Origin of the sequence: Paenibacillus radicis (ex Gao et al. 2016), assembly GCF_014641555.1 — a bacterium.
GTDB classification, from domain to species: Bacteria; Bacillota; Bacilli; order Paenibacillales; family Paenibacillaceae; genus Pristimantibacillus; species Pristimantibacillus radicis.
Genome location: NZ_BMHY01000003.1, coordinates 205,295 through 226,097, shown reverse-complemented (window position 1 = coordinate 226,097; position 20,803 = coordinate 205,295). Strand labels below are relative to the sequence as shown.

15 protein-coding genes are annotated in these 20,803 nt (G+C 47.5%); 6 read left to right on the top strand and 9 right to left on the bottom strand.

What is annotated here, in order from left to right:
* Positions 1-371 precede the first annotated feature (371 nt).
* Positions 372-1,385, bottom strand: a complete 1,014-nt coding sequence (locus tag IEX98_RS09660) for a zinc-dependent alcohol dehydrogenase family protein (protein ID WP_188888752.1) — start codon at positions 1,383-1,385, stop codon at positions 372-374.
* A gap of 120 nt (positions 1,386-1,505) precedes the next feature.
* Between IEX98_RS09660 and IEX98_RS09655 the strand changes: the two genes are divergently transcribed.
* The 3 genes from IEX98_RS09655 to IEX98_RS09645 all read left to right on the top strand — a co-directional run bounded on the left by IEX98_RS09655 (position 1,506) and on the right by IEX98_RS09645 (position 6,309).
* Positions 1,506-1,883, top strand: coding sequence for a winged helix-turn-helix transcriptional regulator (locus tag IEX98_RS09655; RefSeq protein WP_188888751.1), 378 nt, complete (start codon positions 1,506-1,508; stop codon positions 1,881-1,883).
* A gap of 91 nt (positions 1,884-1,974) precedes the next feature.
* On the top strand, positions 1,975-2,430 hold the full coding sequence (locus IEX98_RS09650) for a HEAT repeat domain-containing protein (RefSeq protein ID WP_188888750.1): 456 nt from the start codon (positions 1,975-1,977) through the stop codon (positions 2,428-2,430).
* Positions 2,431-2,742: 312 nt separating this feature from the next.
* Entirely contained in the window at positions 2,743-6,309 is a 3,567-nt protein-coding gene (locus IEX98_RS09645; RefSeq protein WP_188888749.1) for an S-layer homology domain-containing protein, read from the top strand.
* A gap of 637 nt (positions 6,310-6,946) precedes the next feature.
* Here the strand turns inward: IEX98_RS09645 and IEX98_RS09640 are convergent.
* The 5 genes from IEX98_RS09640 to IEX98_RS09620 form a co-directional block, all read right to left on the bottom strand.
* The gene (locus tag IEX98_RS09640) at positions 6,947-8,491 is read right to left on the bottom strand and encodes an HD-GYP domain-containing protein (RefSeq protein ID WP_188888748.1); all 1,545 of its coding nucleotides are present in this window, start codon (positions 8,489-8,491) and stop codon (positions 6,947-6,949) included.
* A gap of 204 nt (positions 8,492-8,695) precedes the next feature.
* Positions 8,696-9,100 carry a RidA family protein gene (locus IEX98_RS09635; RefSeq protein ID WP_188888747.1) on the bottom strand — a complete coding sequence of 135 codons (405 nt, stop codon included), beginning with the start codon at positions 9,098-9,100 and terminating at the stop codon, positions 8,696-8,698.
* 301 nt (positions 9,101-9,401) lie between these two features.
* Positions 9,402-10,646, bottom strand: a complete 1,245-nt coding sequence (locus IEX98_RS09630; RefSeq protein ID WP_188888746.1) for an S-layer homology domain-containing protein — start codon at positions 10,644-10,646, stop codon at positions 9,402-9,404.
* A 167-nt stretch (positions 10,647-10,813) separates the two neighbouring features.
* Positions 10,814-11,803, bottom strand: coding sequence for a sensor domain-containing diguanylate cyclase (locus IEX98_RS09625; protein ID WP_188888745.1), 990 nt, complete (start codon positions 11,801-11,803; stop codon positions 10,814-10,816).
* Positions 11,804-11,821: 18 nt separating this feature from the next.
* Positions 11,822-12,631 carry an alpha/beta fold hydrolase gene (locus tag IEX98_RS09620; protein WP_188888744.1) on the bottom strand — a complete coding sequence of 270 codons (810 nt, stop codon included), beginning with the start codon at positions 12,629-12,631 and terminating at the stop codon, positions 11,822-11,824.
* 372 nt (positions 12,632-13,003) lie between these two features.
* Here IEX98_RS09620 and IEX98_RS09615 point away from each other — a divergent pair, with 372 nt between their 5' ends.
* A complete protein-coding gene (locus IEX98_RS09615) occupies positions 13,004-16,039 on the top strand; it encodes a carboxypeptidase regulatory-like domain-containing protein (protein ID WP_188888743.1) in 3,036 nt (1,011 codons plus the stop codon).
* 514 nt (positions 16,040-16,553) lie between these two features.
* On the opposite strand, the gene IEX98_RS09610 is transcribed toward IEX98_RS09615, so the two are convergent.
* Complete coding sequence (locus IEX98_RS09610) at positions 16,554-17,141, bottom strand: GNAT family N-acetyltransferase (RefSeq protein WP_229692070.1); 588 nt, start codon at positions 17,139-17,141, stop codon at positions 16,554-16,556.
* A 130-nt stretch (positions 17,142-17,271) separates the two neighbouring features.
* Here IEX98_RS09610 and IEX98_RS09605 point away from each other — a divergent pair, with 130 nt between their 5' ends.
* Positions 17,272-17,682 carry a GNAT family N-acetyltransferase gene (locus tag IEX98_RS09605; protein ID WP_188888742.1) on the top strand — a complete coding sequence of 137 codons (411 nt, stop codon included), beginning with the start codon at positions 17,272-17,274 and terminating at the stop codon, positions 17,680-17,682.
* 72 nt (positions 17,683-17,754) lie between these two features.
* On the opposite strand, the gene IEX98_RS09600 is transcribed toward IEX98_RS09605, so the two are convergent.
* Together IEX98_RS09600 and IEX98_RS09595 are read right to left on the bottom strand one after the other, a co-directional pair.
* A complete protein-coding gene (locus tag IEX98_RS09600) occupies positions 17,755-18,693 on the bottom strand; it encodes an aldo/keto reductase (RefSeq protein WP_188888741.1) in 939 nt (312 codons plus the stop codon).
* 70 nt (positions 18,694-18,763) lie between these two features.
* Positions 18,764-19,768, bottom strand: a complete 1,005-nt coding sequence (locus IEX98_RS09595) for a Gfo/Idh/MocA family protein (RefSeq protein ID WP_188888740.1) — start codon at positions 19,766-19,768, stop codon at positions 18,764-18,766.
* A gap of 123 nt (positions 19,769-19,891) precedes the next feature.
* Between IEX98_RS09595 and IEX98_RS09590 the strand changes: the two genes are divergently transcribed.
* Positions 19,892-20,743, top strand: a complete 852-nt coding sequence (locus IEX98_RS09590; RefSeq protein WP_188888739.1) for a helix-turn-helix transcriptional regulator — start codon at positions 19,892-19,894, stop codon at positions 20,741-20,743.
* Positions 20,744-20,803: the final 60 nt, after the last annotated feature.

Below are 20,803 nucleotides of genomic sequence, written 5' to 3'. Positions count from 1 at the left end.
CCTCCTAGTCATTGTTTTAACCAAGAAATAATGCGCTTACATTATTGAGCAAGGCCGATGGTGCTTTTTTCAAACGCCTCCTTTTCTATTGAGGGTAATAGTCTCATTCAATCGATATGGCAATCAATCGATCCGCACAATGAAACAAAACCAATATTTAGTAAATATTGGTTTACGAAGTGATGCGGCAACATGGCGCTATCATGTAGTTGTGAACGGACTTATGAACCCAGTATATAACGCTTACATTTTTTCCTAAAGATGTAATGCTACGATGATTGTGTGTATTATTATTGTCTCGATGTAGAGAGAATGGATAGGCATAATCTGAGGAGGACCGGCAGTCCTCCTCAAGCAGACATTGTTTTTAGTTAAAATACGATACAGATTTTCCCGAAATAGGACCCGCTGGACAAGTGCTGAAGAGCTTGTATGGCTTGAGTGAACGGGTATACGCTATCGATGACCGGGTTCAAGCGATGATGTTTAATGGCGGCATTCATTTTTTCAAACATCGTACGATTTCCTACGTTAATGGCTTGCAGTTTCGCCCTTCTGATGATGGCGGGGATAATGGCAAAGTCCTCAACGCTCGCTCCCGTCAAAACGCCAACCATACTGATTTGCCCGCCTACCTTTAATGCGGTGAGAGAACGGTTTAGGGTAGCTCCCCCTCCAAGGTCAACGATGTGATCGGCGCCCAGCCCGTCTGTGTACGCTAAAACGGCCTGATCCCATTCCTTCGTCTCCCTGTAATTGATGCCGAAATCGGCCCCAAGTGCCCGGGCTCGTTCCAGCTTCTCATCGCTGCTGGAAGTGACAATAACTCTCGCGCCTTGCAGTTTGGCGAATTGAAGAGCAAATAATGAAACGCCGCCGGTGCCTTGAACGACAACGGTATCGCCTGCCTTAACTTTACCTTCTTCTACGATGGCATGCCACGCAGTAACGCCGGCGCAAGGCAGAGTTGCCGCCTCTGCATCCGTCAAATGCTCGGGAACACGAACCAGCCCCTGCTCAGGAAGCACAACATATTCCGCAAGCATCCCGCTTAAAGGGCTGCCCAGTGTAGAAACCCAGTTCTCTTGAGTAGCTTCACCGGTAATCCAGCTTTGGGTGAAGATGCCGCTCACTCGCTCTCCTAGTTGAAACTTTGTCGCGTTCTCTCCTAATGCGACGATTTCACCTACTCCGTCAGATACAGGAATAAAAGGCATTGTCAGATGTGGATCATAAAATCCGTCAATAACGCCAAGATCCCGGGAATTGAGCGACACAGCTTTCATTCGAATAAGCACTTCATTCTGCGCAGGACTCGGAATCGGATAATGGACTTCTTCAATATGATCAAGGCCAAAGCCGCCTTGAATAACATAGGCTTTCATTGTGCATCTCCCCTTACTTAGTTAGGAATAGACATATAATAATCCATGATTTAAGATCAAGTAAGACGGCACTTTAAGGTGGTTAACGAACCTAAAGGTGCGTAAGGAGGATGGATAACGATGAAAACCGCAGACATCTCTCTGACGATATGCAGCTATACGCATGTGCTTGAAATTATTTCGAACAAGTGGACGGCGCTAGTTATTTATGCTCTGGAGGATGGTACGATCCGTTACGGTGAGATCAAGAATCGTATAGAAGGCATATCGCAAAAAATGCTGACGCAAACTTTGAAGCAATTGGAGCGGGACGGGTTAGTCAGCCGGAAGGTCACGCCCAAGGTTCCGCCGATTGTAGAATATACGTTAACTTCTTTAGGAGAATCGTTGATTCCTCATATGCGGATGTTAAAAGAATGGGCTGCAGCACACTATGCCCAAGTCGCTTTGGCTAGAGAAGAGTATGACGCTAGTTTTAATCAAACACCGATCGAATGATAAGTTTGGTCAGGTTCATGCTATAATAGATCGCATCAGTACGAAATTCAATTCATCGTTTGCCGGGTGCGGCAATGATTAAGGAGATTAAATGTTGAGTAACCATAATGTTGAAGACGTTAATGAACAACAACCGGACATTTTCGAGGAGCTGAAAAAAGCGGTTAATCGCAAAGGAAGCTGGCGCGACCGATTGAACGCCGTAAAGGAGCTTGGCCAGATGGATACTGATCCATCCATTAAGCTGCTGCAGCACGCATTGTCCGGCGATCCTGTATTTCAAGTACGGGAAGCTGCTTACCGCAGTCTGAAGAAGCTCGGTGAAGCGGTGCAAATGCCTGCCAAAACGAAAGGCGAGCTGTTCAAAGGGACAAACAAGATTTTGCTGCGGATTAAGAAAAGCCTGCCAGAGGGCCATACCTTCGAGCAGTTTAAGGAAAAGCTTCAAAAGACGCGTTCGGATATTTATGATACGTACGAGGGCGACAAAGGCGAAGAGTTTGATGGCTGGCTGAAAGCCATTTGGGAAGCGCCATCTAGAAAATAGCATGAGATTAACAACAAAGGGAGCGCAGCCTATGTCTGCGCTCCCTTTGTTAATTTTTGATGAGGGAGGTTTATGAACAGAAAGCGTTGGAGGCCAATCCCTGAGCTGTATGATCAGTGGCGAGCTAATCTGTTGAACGAAAATTGATCGGAAAGTTAATGCTATAAAATAGTTCGATCTTCGACAAAAACCGCGAAGGCTTGATGCTGCGCGGTTCTTTGCTGTTTTTGCACATCTGTCTTTCACTATTCTTTTATTGGCCGTTGCTACAATGAGAGGCGGTGGATTAACCATTTTTGAGAGGAGAACAAGATGAGAAAAACTTTTTTATGTCTATTAGTCGTGCTAATCACCGTCTGTACTTTATTTTCACAGACTCCCCTTATCTATGCGCTGGAGGAGAATGATTATACGTACACGATTGCCAACAATGAGGCAACCATAACAGATTTTAATAGAGGCGCGGGCGTGGACATTACGATCCCAACCACTTTAGGAGGGGTGCCGGTAACTGCAATCGGAGATACAGCTTTTTATATCAACGATCTTACTAGCGTTGTGATCCATAACGGGATAAAGAGCATTGGCGATAATGCATTTGGCTATAATTTTCTTACTAGCGTAGATATCCCCAGCAGTGTCACGAGTCTGGGTCCAAGAGCGTTTGCCAATAACAAACTGACAGGGGTCGTTATTCCGGATAGCATAACGAGCATGGAGCAGGAGGCGTTTGCGAACAATTTACTGACCAGTGTACGTATTTCGGAGAATCTGACGAGCATCAGCGATTTTGCGTTTAGAGGCAATCAGTTGACGAGCGTTGTGATACCGGCAAACATAAGGAGCATCGGCGGTTATACCTTTCGCTATAATCAGTTGTCCAGCGTCGTCGTGATGGGCAAGACTGTAACGATCGAATCCAATTCCTTTAACAACAATCAAGCCGTTGCGGCAGATTTGAAGCTATTCGGCTATGCGGGCTCAGCCGTACAAACCTATGCGAGAAATAAAGGATATACGTTTGTAGATGGAACGTCGCTGTTTGAGGCCATTGCCTCAGCCAAACAGCTGCTGAAGGATCATAGTCCTGGCCCAATGGTAGGCCAAGTGCCTCTCCATGTCCATGTAGCATTGACGGTTGCGCTTAGCGATGCCAAGCTATTCATCGATTCCATACGGAATATCAATACGACTGCCGATCTGAATGGGGCGGGAGCTCTGTTGCAAGCCGCTATTCAATCGTTTAATGCGGCGATCATACAGCCTGACACAACGGCGCTGCAAGCCGCGTTGACAGATGCCAATCAGGCGCTTGCGGATCACCCGGCAGGAACCGGAGTCGGTGAGACGACGGCTGCGGCGCGTTCGGCCTTGCAAGCCGCTATAACAGCGGCACAGCTTGTTGCCAATAATGCGGGCAGTCATACGCAAGCACAGATTGATACGGCTGCTGCTGTGCTGAGAGCAGCGATTATTGCTTTTGAAGCTACACTGATCCAAGCGGGAGATGCATCTGATTTGACTGCAGTACTGGCCGATGCGAATCAAATGCTGGCAGATCATCGCGAAGGTACAGGGGTAGGCGAAACCACAGGAGCCGCACGTGATGCTCTGCAAGCGGCAATCGATACGGCCCAAGTTGTTTTTGATGATGCGGGCCATCAAACGCAGGTTCAGCTTGATGCTGCCTCTGCCGTATTGCGATACGCGATAACTGTATTCAAAGATACACTGGTTCAAGCGGGAGATGCTGCAGCGTTGGAAGCTTTGTTAGCCGAAGCGAATCAAATGCTGGCGGACCACCCGGAAGGCAAGGGAGTAGGCGAAACTACAGAAGCGGCCCGTGCCGCCATGCAAGTGGCAATCGACGCGGGGCAAGCCATTGCTGATGACGCCGCTAATCAAAGCGAAGCGCAGTTTATTGCCGCTATTGCTGCTTTAAATCAGGCATTGGATCAATTTGAAGCGGCATGGGTTCAACTGGTGCTTCAGGCTCCGGCTAATGGACTCTATGGGAAAAATGCAACTCTTACCCTTACCGTTCACTATGGATATATGGTGACGGTAAACGGAGCACCGACGATTCCGCTTATTATCGGCTCCGGTGGGACGACGAAAACCGTCCATGCTTCTTATAACGGAGTTCAGGGTGTGCCGTTGAACAGTCTTACCTTCGTATACAGTCTTGAGGAAGGGCTTGAGGATGACATTACTGCTTCCTCCGAGCTTGCGCTTCCGGCTAGTGCAAGTATTACCCGGCTAAATGGAGCTCCAGCGGCGATCGATTATGTTGTACCGGATATGAGCGATGTCATCATTGCCTCGAAGGCTCCCGGTCTCGTTCTGAATGCAGGCAACGTGAGCAGCTCTGGCGCGGACGTGACGGTGACAACAAGTGTATCCGCTAGCTTGAAAGGCAACACGTTGTCAGCGCTGCTGTGGCTGCCGGGAAGCCGAAGTGCTGCTGAATTTGCCAAAAGTGCAGGAGCGGGGAATGACATTATCGCCTCGGAGAAATTCCATGTCACTTCAAACGGTATTTATACCGTTTATGCCATTGATGTATTAGGCAATGAAGCGGTTCAGGAGATTACTGTTTCCGGTATCGGAACATCTTCGCCTGGTACTGGCGGGGAAGGTCCAGGATCAGGCGGCGCAGGAAATCCTGGTACTCCTCTCCCAACTACAGCGAAGATCGTCATTGGCGGTGTTTTGACGGAGGTGCGTGCAGTGAAAGAAACATCGACAGACGGCCAATCCGCTATAAGACTCTTCCTGACCCCGGAGCAGTTGATTCAAGCCTTCTCCAAAGGACAGCAAGAATCGGTTATAGCAGTTGAAGGACTTGGTTCTGCGGTGAAAATCGATTTGCCTGTCGATTCGCTGCGCGACGTATCGAGCAGACAGCCGAATGCCAGCATTAAAGTCATGCTGGAGGGCAATAGCTTGCATATTCCGCTTCAATCTGTTGCAGGCTTGCGGGAAGGCTCAACGCTTACGGTAACAATTGCGCAGCCATCCGGCAAAGCAGGCGGCAGCTTGCAAGAAGCGATCAACAAACAGGGCTCGGTTGCTGCTCTTCAGCATCCAATCGTCGTTGCCCTTGATACAAATGGTCAGACCCTTAATAACTGGCAAGGTATTTACTTGCAACGAACGCTAGAGCTGACTGCTAAGGTTGATCCCAACAAAGCAACGGCCGTTTGGCTGGATGCCGATAACCGTCTGCATTTTGTGCTTGCGGTATTCGAGAACGATGGAAAAGTAACGATTCAATTGCACCGTGAAGGCGTCTATACGATTATTCAATCGAACCGAAGCTTTACAGATTTACAAGGACATTGGGCGCAAGCAGATATTGAGCTGCTGGCGAACAAATGGATTGTAGGCGGGTTGCCGGATGGCAGCTTTGCACCGAATCATACGATTACCCGTGCGGAATTTGCCGCGCTGCTGGTCAGGGCGCTTGGATTGCCTGAGATTCGTACAGGCGAATCCTTCGGTGATGTGAAAGCCGCCGACTGGTATGCCGGAGCAGTTGGTGTCGCTCAGCAAGCAGGCTTGATCGGAGGGTATGAGGACGGCTCGTTCCGTCCGAATGCCAATATCACTCGTGAGCAGATGGCCGTTATGATCGCAAGGGCGCTAGCCTATGCGGGAAATACGCCTCAGGCGGGAAGCGGTGCGAGTGCGCTGCAGCCGTTCGTTGATGGCAAGGCTGTTGCAGCTTGGGCTGTCGATGCAACGGAGCAGTTGGTCGGCTTGGGTATTATCCAAGGGATGACCGATACGACATTTGTTCCTCAAGCCCAAGCATCCAGAGCGCAAAGCGCGGTGATGCTGAAGCGAATGCTGCAATACTTGCATTACATCAATTAATGACGTAAAAAACCTTCGCCTTTCCTTATAGGAGGCAAAGGAAGAAGGGCTGTCGAGAATATCTCGACAGCTTTTTTTGATTTTGTATGCAACAATACGCCGATTGAGGAAATGAAATCCATATAGCCAAAGGCAAAGCGAGGTAACTTCGCTAAAAGGTAGTTTATCCAGCTAAGTCGCCTTCATTTCGGTTCATTTCAGTTGGTTCTACTTCTGGGCTTGGCGTTAGTTGTACAAAATCGCGAATTAAAATGTAAAAGTGCAGGTTGTCAGCCGCTTTTTCGATTATTTATCGCCTCAAAATGCAAATGTGCATTTTGATTGGCCGAAAAAGCCCCTTTGGCGTGAAATGGAGCGATTTCAAATGCACTTTTGCATTTTGAGCGCTAGTTTCGGACTTTTAGAGCTAATCAGCATGCACTTTTACATTTTGTTTCTTGATTGACGCCGTGGTTTGGATATGTGAGAGGAGATTTTCCATTGGGTCCTGTACTGTACAATCGTATGTTTGTCTAATATTCCTCCTGCATATCATATGAGCCAGAACTGAAACATCTTTGAGAGATACGGTTACTTCTCTCCAACCGGAAAAAACGCTTCGCTCTCCACATAGGGGAGCGAAGCGTTTTGTTTGCTTTTACAGGCTGTCTGAAGCTGTTGCTTGCTTAAACGCGACAAAACGAGCGGTTAGCTCCGGGTCCCATTGGGTGCCGCGGCCTTCTTCCAGAATAGCGAGCGCCCGCTCGCGGGACATTCCTTTCCGGTAGGGACGGTCGGAGGTCATCGCATCGTAGGCGTCCGCAATAGCGATAACACGGCCAATTAGAGGGATCGCTTCACCGGCCAAGCCGTCCGGATAACCCTTGCCGTCATAACGCTCATGGTGGGAGCGGATGCCGGGGAGCAGGTCGGCCATCGCGTCGGCAGGCTCGATTTGCTTCAATATTTTTTCTCCCAGCACGGGATGCTGCTTGATCTGATCGAACTCTTCGTCGGTCAGTTTGCCTTCTTTGAGCAGAACGGCGTCTCGTACGCCAATCTTGCCGATATCATGCAGCAAAGCGGATCTATACAAAATTTGCAGGGGAGCTTCGTCCCAGCCAGCCAGCTCGCCAATCTGCATGGAGTAACGGGCGACGCGTTCGGAGTGACCGGCCGTGTATGCATCTCTGGCGTCAAGCGCGGCAGCGAGCGTGAAGAAGTAGCTTTGCAGCAGCTGGTTGTTGCGAACTTCGCGTTCTTTTAACCCCGTGACCATATGATTGAAGCCGGCGACGAGCTTGGAAAATTCATCAGAGTAGATATCGTCAGCCTGGGTGTTCAGGTTGCCTGCCTGCACGCTGCTCATTGCGGTCTGAATCGTATGTATCGGGTCCTGGATGTTGCGGGACAGCAGCGAGGCTCCCAGAATGGAGAAGGAAATGCCGATGATCAGAATGATGACGGCCCATTGCCAGTAAGTGCCGTTGCCATTACCGGATGCACTATCAAGACGAATTTGAGAAGCCAACGTGAATAGGATCAAAGGGAGTGTCCCAATCAGAAAAGCGCTAAGCTGAAATTTGGTCCTTATGGAGACGAGAATCTCACCGCCTAATGAAATATCTTGTCCGTATAGCTGGATATGGAGACTGCGGATATGGGAGACCACAGGTCGAATGGCTGTTGTCGTCAAAAAAAACTCGATCATCGCGTGCATACTGGCGACCATTAATGCCCCTGCCCCTGCGATAAGGAGATAATGATAAGGGAGTGACACCCACTCGAGTTGGATGAACAGCAGGCATAAGATAATAGCTGGAAAGGACATTCCCATAAAATGCGGCCCAAATGTGCGTTTAACCGAAAGCATCGGAAAGCGATGGGTTTGCTGGTAAGCAGCTTTCAGCTGTTCGGAAGTTGGCGATGCGATTTGAAAGATTGTTCGTATCGGCTGCAGATGCCGGTTGAATACGAATATTTCACAAATAAGCATGAACGTGAGTGAAGTAAGAAGAACGCCGCTGAGTATGGCTAGTTCTCGCATCGGTATGTTCAGCGTGTTGAATAAAATGACGCCGCCGAAGCCAAGCACGGCTACTGTCGAGCCGAATAAATAGTTGCGCAGCAGCTGTTTGAAGAAAGATGCGTATAAGGGATTGGATTTAGCGGCGGGGTGCCGTATAGGGTTAATAGTGTTCATAGCAGGCATCCTCTTTTCAGGGCTAATACTGAGATATTCTGGTTATCTACAGTGTACTGTGCATGCTGAGGGAAGTACATTCAAAACTATGGAGCAGCTAAATAATTTATACAGCTGGTATAAGGAAAAAGAGCCTTCGGAGTAGGTTCCGAGGCTCTTTCTTGATAGAGGAATGATCCTCTCGTTAATATGAAGTATAAAGGATTAGCCGGCAGCCCAGACATCCAGCTCGATTTTCAGCTCGGGCAGGCCCAATGCAGTAATATAAGCGATCGTCATGGATGGCGGGGTGGGGCCGAATACACGGTTCCAAATTTCATAAAAGTGGTCCCAGTCGATTTCTTGTGTAGCCCAAATGTTTACTTTAACGACATGGTCGGGCGTTAACTTTTGCGAAGCAAGAATGTTTACGATATTGTCCATCGTATGGGTAACCTGCTGATTGAAATCATTTGGTATAACATTATTTTGATCGATACCGATTTGACCGGAAAAAACGTACATCTCGGCATCTCTGCTTATTTTGGTAACATGGCTATAGCTGCCTACAGGCTTGGCAAGGCTTTCTGGATTATATCTTTGAACGGTTGTATGAGCTGAATTTGTCATGTAATAACGTCTCCTTATCGATTAGGAAGCTCATAACGGCTGTACCGCTATGATTTCGCTGTATTTTAGTCGTTTCATTCGTTTGGACAGACCTATCCCGTCGAAATGAATTCTAGAAAAAAACAGCGGTAGAGTACCCGATGCCAGCAGATAAAAACGCAATTGATCTCTTTTTCATCAGGTAGTCCTCCTTCATAAGATAAGTAGCGTACTCCAGAAGATTACCATCTATAGAATGGGATGTCCAATTTAGCAGCCGTTTTGTTCATTATTTATTGTTTTTCTGCAAATTTTCTAACGGCTAGTGTAGATGACTAGGATTCGTCATTGGATTAAACGAATAGGAAGCAGTGGATGCGTATATGGAATTGACGGCCAGGCTGTCTATGTCAAAAGAAAAAGAAAGAACATACATGTTTTCAAGATCCCTAAATTGGTTCGCAGAGGTGTAACCGTCAACTGGAGTGAACGACCCGTCTGCGTTTTTTAAATAACTATAGGTAGCCATTCCTCTATGCATATATCCGATTGTCCCGTACTCCTCTAAAACATCGGTTAACGTGCTCTCTCCCAAAATAATTCCTTTATTCGTACGCAAGCGTGGATTTGTATGTGAGACGTCCTCGTCCTCGTCCTCGAAGTATTCGGCAGACCATGCATCCAATTGTCCCTTTTTATTGAAGTGGGCAGAGAAATCGGGATAACTGTATTGTGAGAACATATCCTTTTCCTTTGAATATCCGAAAAGATCATCGATGGATGGCTTGGATGCTCCCCAACTCACTGTCGGAAATGGATCGGCTCCCAGCAGGTTGAAATCTTCGCTTTCAAGCGGGACTTTACTGAAATCTGGTAAGGTTCCAAGCGCTGAAGCAGGTAAGGAAGGAAGCAAATGACGATCACTAGGAGCTTTCGGCCTTATTTGAATGGACATCATGCCTCTAAGCAAGAGCTGTCGAATCCACTGAAGTGCCTCTGCTCGGGTAAAGGTATCGTTGCCATGAAAGTCGTTTGGGGTTTTGGCGCTGCTGTTTGCCATTCCGTATCCGATCAAATAGGCAATAGCGTCATCGCCGTTATAATGAACCCCATTGGCAGAGCTAATGATTTCTGCTGCGTGCAGTTTAGTAATGGGCTCCGATCTAAGCTTTTGATCTGAAGCACCTTGAGGAGCATGATTGAATTTAGCTGCCACCCGATAAGGCCCGTCGGTCCAATCTGAGCCAGGTCCTGGTCTAGTTGCTGTTGGTATAGCGAACCCTAAGGCTCTATATAACATTTTAATAAATTCAGCTTCCGTAATGAGTTGATCGGGTTTATAGCTGAAGTCGGGATATCCGTCAACGATACGCTGAATTTTAGCCCATTGGAACAGACGCTCTGCAGGGTGGTTCGTAATATCCGTTTCCGGCGCATACACCACAACTCCATCGCCATCGTCCTCCTCGTTCACGCTTTGGTTGAGTGGCGCGGCATAGGCGGCTGAAGCGCTGAATAAGCAAGAAACTGCGATTAGAAATGCAACAATACGCAGATGTTTCACCATGAGTTACGTTCATCCCTTCGAATAGCCAAGGCTATTTCCTATTTATTGAATCGATACCATTTCTATATCGGCTATTGGCTGTCTTTCATGGATAGAGAAGGACTTCTTACAACGGTAAAAATACAGCCGCTCCTTCTCGCAGGAGCGGCTGTTTGGTGGTGAGTGCGTCAATCTGAGGCTGGTACTAGATGATTGGAATGAGTAACCCGATTTCGTCCGCTGCTTTTAGAGGCGTAAAGTGCGGTGTCCGCATGATGGAGCAGCGTTTCATCGGTATCTCCACGGCGTACGGTCGAAGCGCCAATACTAACGGTAATGTTATGTTCGCCGCATGGAGAGTTAGCGATTGCAGACCGGTATCTCTCAGCTGTTAAGAGAGCAGTATCCTCATCTGTGCCCGGAAGAATGACAACGAACTCTTCGCCCCCAAAGCGCGCGACAATGTCCGTGTCACTGGCCATCGACTCCAGCAGTCTCGCCAAATGGACAAGTACGGCATCGCCTGCAGGATGTCCAAACGTATCATTAATGCGCTTAAAATGATCAATATCGATGATGAGCAGCGAGAATGGCTTCTCGGTTTCCCGGAAGGATAGAAGCAGAGCCAGCAGGCTGACTTGGAAAAACCGGCGGTTATGCAGTCCGGTCAGCGGATCAGTAGAGGCCATCGTTTCCAGCTGCAGATTAATCCGCAGCAGCTCCTGCTGCTTAACCTCGTATTCTTCATGCAAAGCTTCGAGTTTATGATTGGCCTCATTAGTAGCCTGATATAATTCTTCGAGCTTTGTTTTTGAATGGAGAATATCACGCTCATGCTCGATCCGCTTGCGCATCACGACGGCAACGCAATCAATAACTGTCTCTCCATCTCGCTGTTGGCGAATTCCATTCAGAAGGACCGGTAAGTCTTGCTGTGAATTCGTCCGGAGCGAGAAGTACATCTCATTGACATGGCCATGCATCTGGATATACGGGTAAAAATACGTATGGAAAAAAAGCTTGTTGGTAACCGACATGACGGACTCAATATGCCGGCCCAGCAATTCATGACGTTCATAAAGCAGCATATCCAGCAAAGTTTGATTCACGGTTAGGATGATGCCGCTGTCTGAAATGGAGAAGTAACCGCAGGGAGCTTTATCTAATTGAATGTCCATATGCCGATCCTCCAGATGCTACATGTTTGCCAAATACGCTTTAATGAGCTGGGTCGTCTCTTCAGGATGACTGAGCTGAGGGTAATGACCCTTTGCTGTCATTTGTTGGAGCGTACTGTTTTTAAGATGAGCGTGCAAATATTGCCCGACTTCGACCGGAGCGATACTGTCCTGCGAGCATTGCAGAATAAGCGTCGGAACCGTTGCGTCCGGAAGAATGCTTCTGCAATCGGATAAAAAGGTCACTTCAGCAAACTGACGGGCAATACGAGGATCTCTGGAACAAAAGCTTTGCTCTAATTCCTCTGTGAGCTCCTTACGTTCGGGATTTTGCATAACGATGGGTGCCAGATAGCTGGCCCAGCCGATAAAATTCAACTGCATCATCGTCAGCAGCTCTTCGATATCACTTTTTTCGAAGCCTCCGTAGTACTCAGGCAGGTCGTTCATATAGCGCGGTGAAGGCCCAATCATAACGATGCGCTCGAAATAATCCGAGCCGCCGCGGATAGATGCGAGCAGGCCGATCATGCTGCTGACGGAATGCCCGACGAATATTACATTTTTCAACGCCAGCGCGTCCAAAATCTCCAGCACGTCTTGGGCATAGCCTTGCAAATCACTATATTTGACAGGATCATAATCGTTAATTTGAGATTGTCCGGAGCCTACATAATCGAATAATACAACCTTGTAGTCTTCGATAAAGTTAGGAACGATATAGCGCCACATCGTTTGATCGCATCCGAAGCCATGCGCGAATACAATCGTTTGTGCACCTGTTCCTATCACGTTTACGTTATTTCGTACGAGGATGTTTTCGGTCATATGTATCTCCTTATTAACAAGTGAATGTAGTAGATGAATGATGAATAAGCATGTTTCTTATTTGTATTATATCGGAAAAGCTCGAATTAGGGAGATTCATCTTGTCGATTTGCTGGAAAATGATAAAAATAAATGCGTATACATGCCAAATGGTTACAATTTTCTGCTAGTGATCACAAAATTGCTGCTTGCTCAGCATGATAACTGCTATTACGGAATTTACTTGAAACGATCTGGATTTCTATCATTTCAATTTGCTTACAAATATAGTAGAATCTAATATTGAATAATTTGCCAATGTTATGGGTCTTTTAGATTATTGCGTAGGCCAATTATCCTATTATAAAAACTTATAAAAATGGAGGTAATAGCATGAGACCGAAGTCCAAAAAAACTTCAAAAAAAATGTTTGTTTCAATGGTTACTTTAGTGGCTCTTCTAGTTTCTTTATTTGGCAGCAGTGCAGTGTCGGCAGCTCCTGATACGGGAACCGTTACCGGGGTTATTAATGATCTGGCAACCAACAGCCCCTTGAGCGGTGTTGCGGTAAAAATATTCACCGGTGGGGATGGCGCAGGGGGAGAAGAAGTAGGCTCAGTTGTTACCGGCAATGACGGCGTGTACACGTTTGACAATGTACCTGCCGGCAAGTTTTATTTGAATATTGTGAAGGAAGGGTATCTATCTTCAAATTTTATTCCAAATGGCAATACGGCAGTTGCAGGTGATGTTGTTACAGTCATGCCTTATTTTATGGAGATTACTCTGGTTCACGGTATAGTGAAAAACACGCAAGGCGCTGAAATCGGCGGTGTTGAGGTTCAAATAATTGGTCAGCCATATTATGTTGTTACTCCGGAAACTTCAGGGTATTTTCAATTTTCAAATGTGCCTCATGGAATTTATACATTGCTCATTACAAAACCTGGATACCAGGACCTAACAGAAAGTTTTACGGTATTTCTGGGTGAAAGAGCAAGGGTCTCTTTAGGTGATATTACGCTTCTGGCTGATGGTGAAACTCCACCTCCACCTAAAACGGTCATAGAGTTAACTGCGAATCGGCAGTCCATTGAGGTAGAGGCTGGTCAATTAACAGGGGTAACTATCACTGCTCATTATAGCAATGGTTCTTCTGCTGATGTGACGCCGAGGGTAAGATGGACTTCTTCCAATCCTGCAGTCGTTGAAGCAGCTAGTTATGGAGTTTTTGGAATGAAAGAAGGAAGCGCGACGATAACGGCTGCGCTCGAGGACAAGGAAGTTACGATTCCTGTCGTTGTGACTGCAAGACCTAAACCTATCGGAACAGGAACCGTAACAGGGGTTGTTAATGACTTAGCAACCAATGCTCCATTAAGTGAGGTTGAAGTGAGATTATTTTATATTCCCGGCGGTGGAGGAATTGAAGTTGGTTCAACTGTCACTGATACAGATGGTACATATACGTTCAATAATGTACCAGAAGGGGGAATTTTTTTATTGTTTAGAAAAGATAATTATGTTCCGGGCAATTGGATGACTGACAAGAAGTCCATAAACGATGAGACCGTAACCATAGAGCCGTATAACATGGCATTTTCTCAAATCTCTGGTTCAATCAGGGATACACGAGGCTTTGAAATCGGAGGCACTACGGTAACCCTGACAGGTACTGAATATCAAGTAACTACACCAGAACAATCAGGGTTTTTCCAGCTGAATAATGTGCCCCTTGGAATGCATACGCTGACTGTTACCAAGGAAGGATACGAGCCTTTGGTTACAGAAAGTTTTTCAGTTGTACGAGGTGTGTCTGTTTATCCGAGCGATCTCGTTCTTGTAGAAGAGGGGGAGTTGAATCCCAAAACAATTCTCTTTTTGACAGCCAATCCGAGTCAATTGGAGCTTCAAGTAGGTAAAACGGCAACGGCATCGATCCGGGCTCTTTACAGTAACGGAACCAATGGTGATGTGACATCAAAGGTTAGCTGGACCTCCTCGAATCCTTCAATTGTGAATGTCTCCAGTACTGGTGAAATCATTGGAGTGAGTGAAGGAGAAGGAGTTACAGTAACAGCAAAACTGGATGATAAAACTGTCTCTATTCCAGTTGTGGTAATGACGACATCTGGCTCGCATAAGACGGGCTCCGTAAAAGGGAAGATTAGAGATTTGGAAACGAGAGAGGGATTATCCGGTGCTTCGGTAAGTATTTATACCGGAGAATATCCTGGTACTTTGTTCGAAACGGTAGTAACTGATGATAATGGCGTATTTGTAAGCGAGAACGTACCTGCAGGACTATTCCATTTATTAGTGGAAAAAACGGGTTATGTTTCATTTCATACTACACCAGATAACAATGTGGTTAACGAGAATGAAGTTACATTAATACCGGATTTTAATGTTTTTTATTCACAAGTATTAGGAACAGTTCGGAACGAGAGTAATGAGGCCATAGACAATGCTATTGTTAGAGTTAACGGAACAGATACCGTCACGACAACTTTACCGCGTAGCGGCATTTTCTCTCTCATTAATATCCCGGATGGTACGTACACGTTAACAATTACAAAGCCGGGCTATAAAGATCTGACTACGGATCAATTCACTGTGGAGAAAGGCAATTTGTACAATTTGAATACACTTCACATGGTTGCAACAGGAAGCGGCGGCGGTAACAATGGTGGAGGAGATGGAGGTGGAGGCAACGGCGGCGGTCCTGGCGGTGGCACTGGCGGCGGTACGCCACCAGTAACGACACCAACTCCGAGTCCGACACCAACACCATCGCAGAAGCCAGAAAAGCCTGCTCTTGATGAGAAGCTTATCAAAGCAGAAGTGGTGAAGGAAAAGGTTCAAAAAGCTGCTGCTGCAGACACCACGGTTTCATTCTCAGACGTTAATGCGAATAGCTGGAGCGCCTCTGCAATCGAACTGGCTGCCAAAATCGGTTTTGTCAGCGGCTATGAGGATGGCACCTTCCAAGCCGATGCAAGTGTTACAAGAGCCGAGTTTGCGAGTATGCTGGTCAAGGCACTGGGAATTTCGTCTACGGGAGATGCTTCTTTTGAAGATACCCAAGGTCATTGGGCAGCCAGTGCAATTAATACACTGAAAGCAAATGGCATTATTGGCGGCTATAAAGACGGGTCATTTAAACCAAATAATGAAATCACCCGGGCAGAAATGGTTGCCATTCTCTCGAAGGTATTGAAGCTGGGTGAGGCTACAGGCGATTCCAAGTTTAAAGATGTGACGGGAAGCTGGGCGGAAGCCCAAATCAACCAACTTGCAGAAGCAGGCATCATTAGCGGTAAAAGTGAGAACAAGTTTGATCCGAATGCGACAGCCACTCGTGCAGAATCCGTCGTTATGATTCTTCGTTTGTTGAATGTAACGTTGGATCTCGGTCTCAAGCTGTAGCAGCATCCGTTAAACAAAATTAGCGTCAACCTAAAAAGGCCGCTTAGCACATGCTGAGCGGCCTATATTTTTCAGTAACTTGCGTGCTTTGGATGATCATATCTAGTTAACTCTAAACTTGCATATAGAATTGAGCAATTGAGGGGACCATCAGGCTGACTTCAAGCGCGTCAAATCACGGAGTAAAGAGTCCAATCGAAAGCGGTAATGCTCCACAGGCTGTCTCTCCAGGTCAATTAAGAAACAAAATGTAAAGTGCATGCTGATTAGTCTCAAAAGGTCCAAATTAGCGTTCAAAATGCAAAAGTGCATTTGAAATCAATGAATTTCGCGCTATAGCCGATTTTTAGTTCGATCAAACTGCACTTTTGCATTTTGATGCGGTAAATCGTCGAAAAAGCGGCGGACAACCTGCAGATTTACATTTTGATAGGGAAAAGAAAAAAGGTGAATGGCAGGAAGTTCAAGTCAGGTACTGGAGGCATTTATTTATAATGAGAGTACAATTACTCGGCTATTGCTGCTCCAGCATCGATTCCAGCTTGGCTTTGACACCTGGCCATTCTTCATTCGTAATGCTGTACATGACGGTGTCTCGTACGTAGCCGTCGTGAAGAATACGGTGTTTGCGTAAAATACCTTCTTTAACAGCTCCGATGCGTGCAATGGCCGTTTGGGATTGAAGGTTGCGAAGATCGGTCTTTATTTGCACACGCAGCATATCGAGGTGTTCAAATGCCTCGCGCAGCAATAAGTATTTGCATTCCGTGTTAATCCGAGTACGCCAGACGGCAGGGTTCAGCCATGTACTGCCGATCTCCAGACTGTGATGCTCCGCGGAGAGGTCGAATAAACGGGTGCTGCCGACGATTTTTTGCCCCGTATGATCCCAGATGACATAAGGAATGCATGTACCGGCTGCTTCCTCTTGTTTGGCTTTACCAATGAAATGCTGCACATCTGTGAGTGTTTGGAGAGGTTTCAAGTAAAGAGACCAGCTCGCCATTTCCTGTGCAGCTTCAAGCAAAGGCTTGGCATGGTGCTCGTCCATTCGAAGCAAATCTGCTCGTTTTCCTTGCAGTCGCAGAGTATCTGTCGTCATCTCGATACACCTCTTCATTCATGTCGTTAATGAACAGTATAGAAGTGAAAGACGGACTGTAAAAAGATCCAATTATTTTTGTTTTTAGTAAACCACTTTGAGGCAGAGGCGGAAAAAGGGGGGATCGCTGATGATTATCGAGGCAGCCATTATGGCAGACTATGCTTATATTTTGGAGAGAGATAAACATTTGCTTCAGCATTTAATCGAATCCAAAATCGATGCAAAAGAAATTTATATGCTGCACAGCGAGGAAGGCAACAGCTTTGGATGGTTGAGATACGGTTATTTCTGGGACAATACGCCCTTCATGAATATGCTCTGGATCGATGATGCATTCCGAGGAAAGGGGTTAGGCAAGCAAGCTGTCTTGTTCTGGGAAGAGGACATGAAGCGGAAGGGCTTTAAGCTCGTGATGACATCAACACTGGCCAATGAAGAAGCACAGCATTTCTACCGGAAGCTGGGCTATAAGGACGCCGGATGCCTGTTGCTGGAGAACGAGCCGCTTGAAATTATATTAACGAAGAACATCTCTTAATAGTTCAAAATAAGAATAGGTCAATAGAGGTGCTGGCGTTTGCTTAGCCCCTCTATTGACCTTTCTCAGCTTCTACTTCTTATCCGAGGATAGATCCAGCCACTCTAGCTCTTCCTTGGTCAAAATAATACGCGACCCCTCGTCGCAAGAGCGAAGCTCTTCCAGTGATTGTGCGCCAATTAGGGCGCTAGTCGGGAAAGGCTGGTTCAGTACGTATGCCAGCGCAATTTGAATGGCTGTTACGTTTTTGCGCTCACCCAGCTGCTTGGCCCGTTCAAGCCGTTCCCAGTTGTCTTCGCTGTAGAAGACGCGGACCAAATCCTCGTTCGTCCGATCCTCTGGCGAGAATCTTCCTGTGAAGAAGCCTCTTGCCTGGGAAGACCACGAGAATAAAGGAATTTGATTTGCTTCATGCCAAGCGCAAGTCTCTTCGTCAGCGGAAACGCAGCCCGTCCAGAACGGCTCGTTGGCTTTCGCCAGGCTGAGGTTCGGGCTGCTGAAGGAGAAGCCAACCAGGCCGTTTGCTGCAGCATACTCATTGGCTTCCTGAATCCGCTGCCAGCTCCAGTTGGACACCCCGATCGATCTCACCGCCCCGGATGCGATATGCTCGTTCAGCGCTTCAATGACCTCTCCCGCGGGTACGGCCGGATCATCTCGATGCAGAGCATACATATCGATATAGTCAAATTGCAGACGATCCAGGCTGTCCTTCAAGTCGCTGCGGATCGCCTCGCGGCTGACGCGCGGGCCGTTCTGGTCATGATGCGCGCCTTTGGTCAGCACAATCCACTGCTCCCGATTGCCCCTTTCCTTCATATAACGGCCGATGACTTCCTCGCTTTGTCCGCCGCAATAAATATGAGCGGTATCAATAGAATTGCCTCCGATTGCAAAGAAAGCATCCAAGTTCGCTGCCGCTTTGTCGTAAACGTTATGAAAGAAATAGTCGGAGCCCTTCATCAGGCGCGACACCGGTTTATTGAGTCCTTGTACATGTAAATATTCCATAGTCAGGATAGCCTCCTCGGTATACGATTACTGCCATTCATTATCTGTGGTTACGCTATAACGCAAGCGCTTACGGCTTCAATACGACTCTTGTCCGCTCGCGTGCCGACAGCAAGCAGGCGTCAATGACTCTCATGTTGAGAATCGCATCTGAGGCCGGGAACGGCAGCGCGGTACCTTCTGTAATGGAGCGGGCAATATGGTCGGCTTGTGCGGTATAGGCATTGACATAAGGCACTTCGATTTCTTTGCGTTCGCCGTTTGCATGTAAGTAGATCGTGCCGCTCTCTTGCGAAGGTGTTACGAAAGCGGAAGGAATCTCGATGATGCCATCACTGCCCAGCACCTCGAGCGGGTTGCGGAAGGCGGACCACATGCCGCAGTCGAAAGTCAGCGATACATTTCCTTCGAATTCAAGCAGGCCGGAAGCCATCATGTCGACATTATCATGTTCAGGCGAGAACTGGGCGTTCACCGTAACGGCTTCCGGTTCTTTGCCGAGCAGCAGGCGAGCCGCGCTAATAGGGTAGCAGCCCACATCATAGATCGAGCCGCCGCCCCATGCTTTGCGGTAGCGGACATTCGCTGCATCCTTAGCGTTATTGAACGTAAAGGCGCCGCGTATGCCGCGAACATCGCCGATAGCGCCGGAGGCGATCAAATCTTTTATCGTCTGATAGCGAGGGTGATAACGGTACATGAAGGCTTCGGCGAGCAGAACGCCAGCTTTGTCGGCCGCTTCAACCATTTCCGATGCTTCGGATTCTGTTAAAGCGAGCGGTTTTTCGCACAAAATATGCTTGCCTGCTTCGGCTGCCCGAATAGCCCATTCTTTGTGCAAATGGTTCGGCAGCGGGATATAGATCACGTCGATTGAAGGGTCTGCAAGAAGAGCCTCGTAGCTGTCGTATGCGACTGGAATTTGCAGTTCCTCTGCGGTCTGTTTTGCTTTTTCACCATCGCGGCTCGCGATAGCAGCCGCTTCGTTCAATTCCGATAATTGCAGTCCCGGAATAACAGCCCGCTTTGCAATTCCGGCACAGCCTAGAATACCCCATTTCAACTTTTTGCTCATGATTCACCCTCGCTTTGTTTGTTGGTTTATGATTATATTGCGATTATAGGGGATGCGAATTAAAATTAAAATAATATTATTTTGCTTCACATTGAAACAATATTGTCATTGAGGTGTTTAAAGATGCAGCGTCATAGCTTATTGCTTACGTTACCTGCTATGCCATACTTTTGCTTCCCCGAATCGGTGGGTCAATATCGTGAAAATCCAGAGCATACCGTATCGAGGGAAGCGGGGGCACTTAACAATTTTAATATCCATTACGTCGTTTCTGGAAAAGGTTTTGTGGAGCTGGACGGCGTCGTTCACGAGCTGCGCGCGGGAGAAGCGGTGCTTTATTTCCCGCTGCAGAAGCAGCGGTACTATAGCAGCCAAGATGAACCGTGGGATGTTCGTTGGCTGCATTTTTATGGAGGCAGTGGACTCCGTGATTATTTGCTGGAGCAGGGCTTGCACAAAAGTCCGCTGTGGACGCTTCGGCAGCCTGCCCTTTGGGTGCAGGCTCATGAAGAACTGCTGGTGGAAGCCGAGACCCATCGCATGCTGCATCCCAGCCATTTGTCCATGCTGACGTATGCCGTTCTGACCGCATTCGTCGAGCAGGCTGCTGCGCTTAATCGCGGCAAGGCGGCCACCTCTGCCGACCGGATAATGGAGCTGCTGCCGCTTATGCAGCAAGAAGCGGTTCAACCTTTTATTTTGGATGAATGGGCGGATAAGCTTGGTGTTACCACCTATTACTTCTGCAAACTGTTCAAGAGCGCGACGAGAATGACGCCAATGGCATTCATCACTCGCTGCCGCTTGCAGGCGGCCAAGCAATGGCTGCTGGAGCGGGAGGATGTCACGATCGGACAAATCGCCGAGGAAGCTGGGTATCCGAGCGTCAGCTATTTCAACAAACGATTTATGGAGCACGAAGGGATGACCCCTACGGCATATCGCAGATTATATGCAATACGTGGCAGCCTCTGACGGCCGGAAAGTGAAAAGTGATCTATTGCAGGAACACTTTTCGTTGACTACAATGAAAAA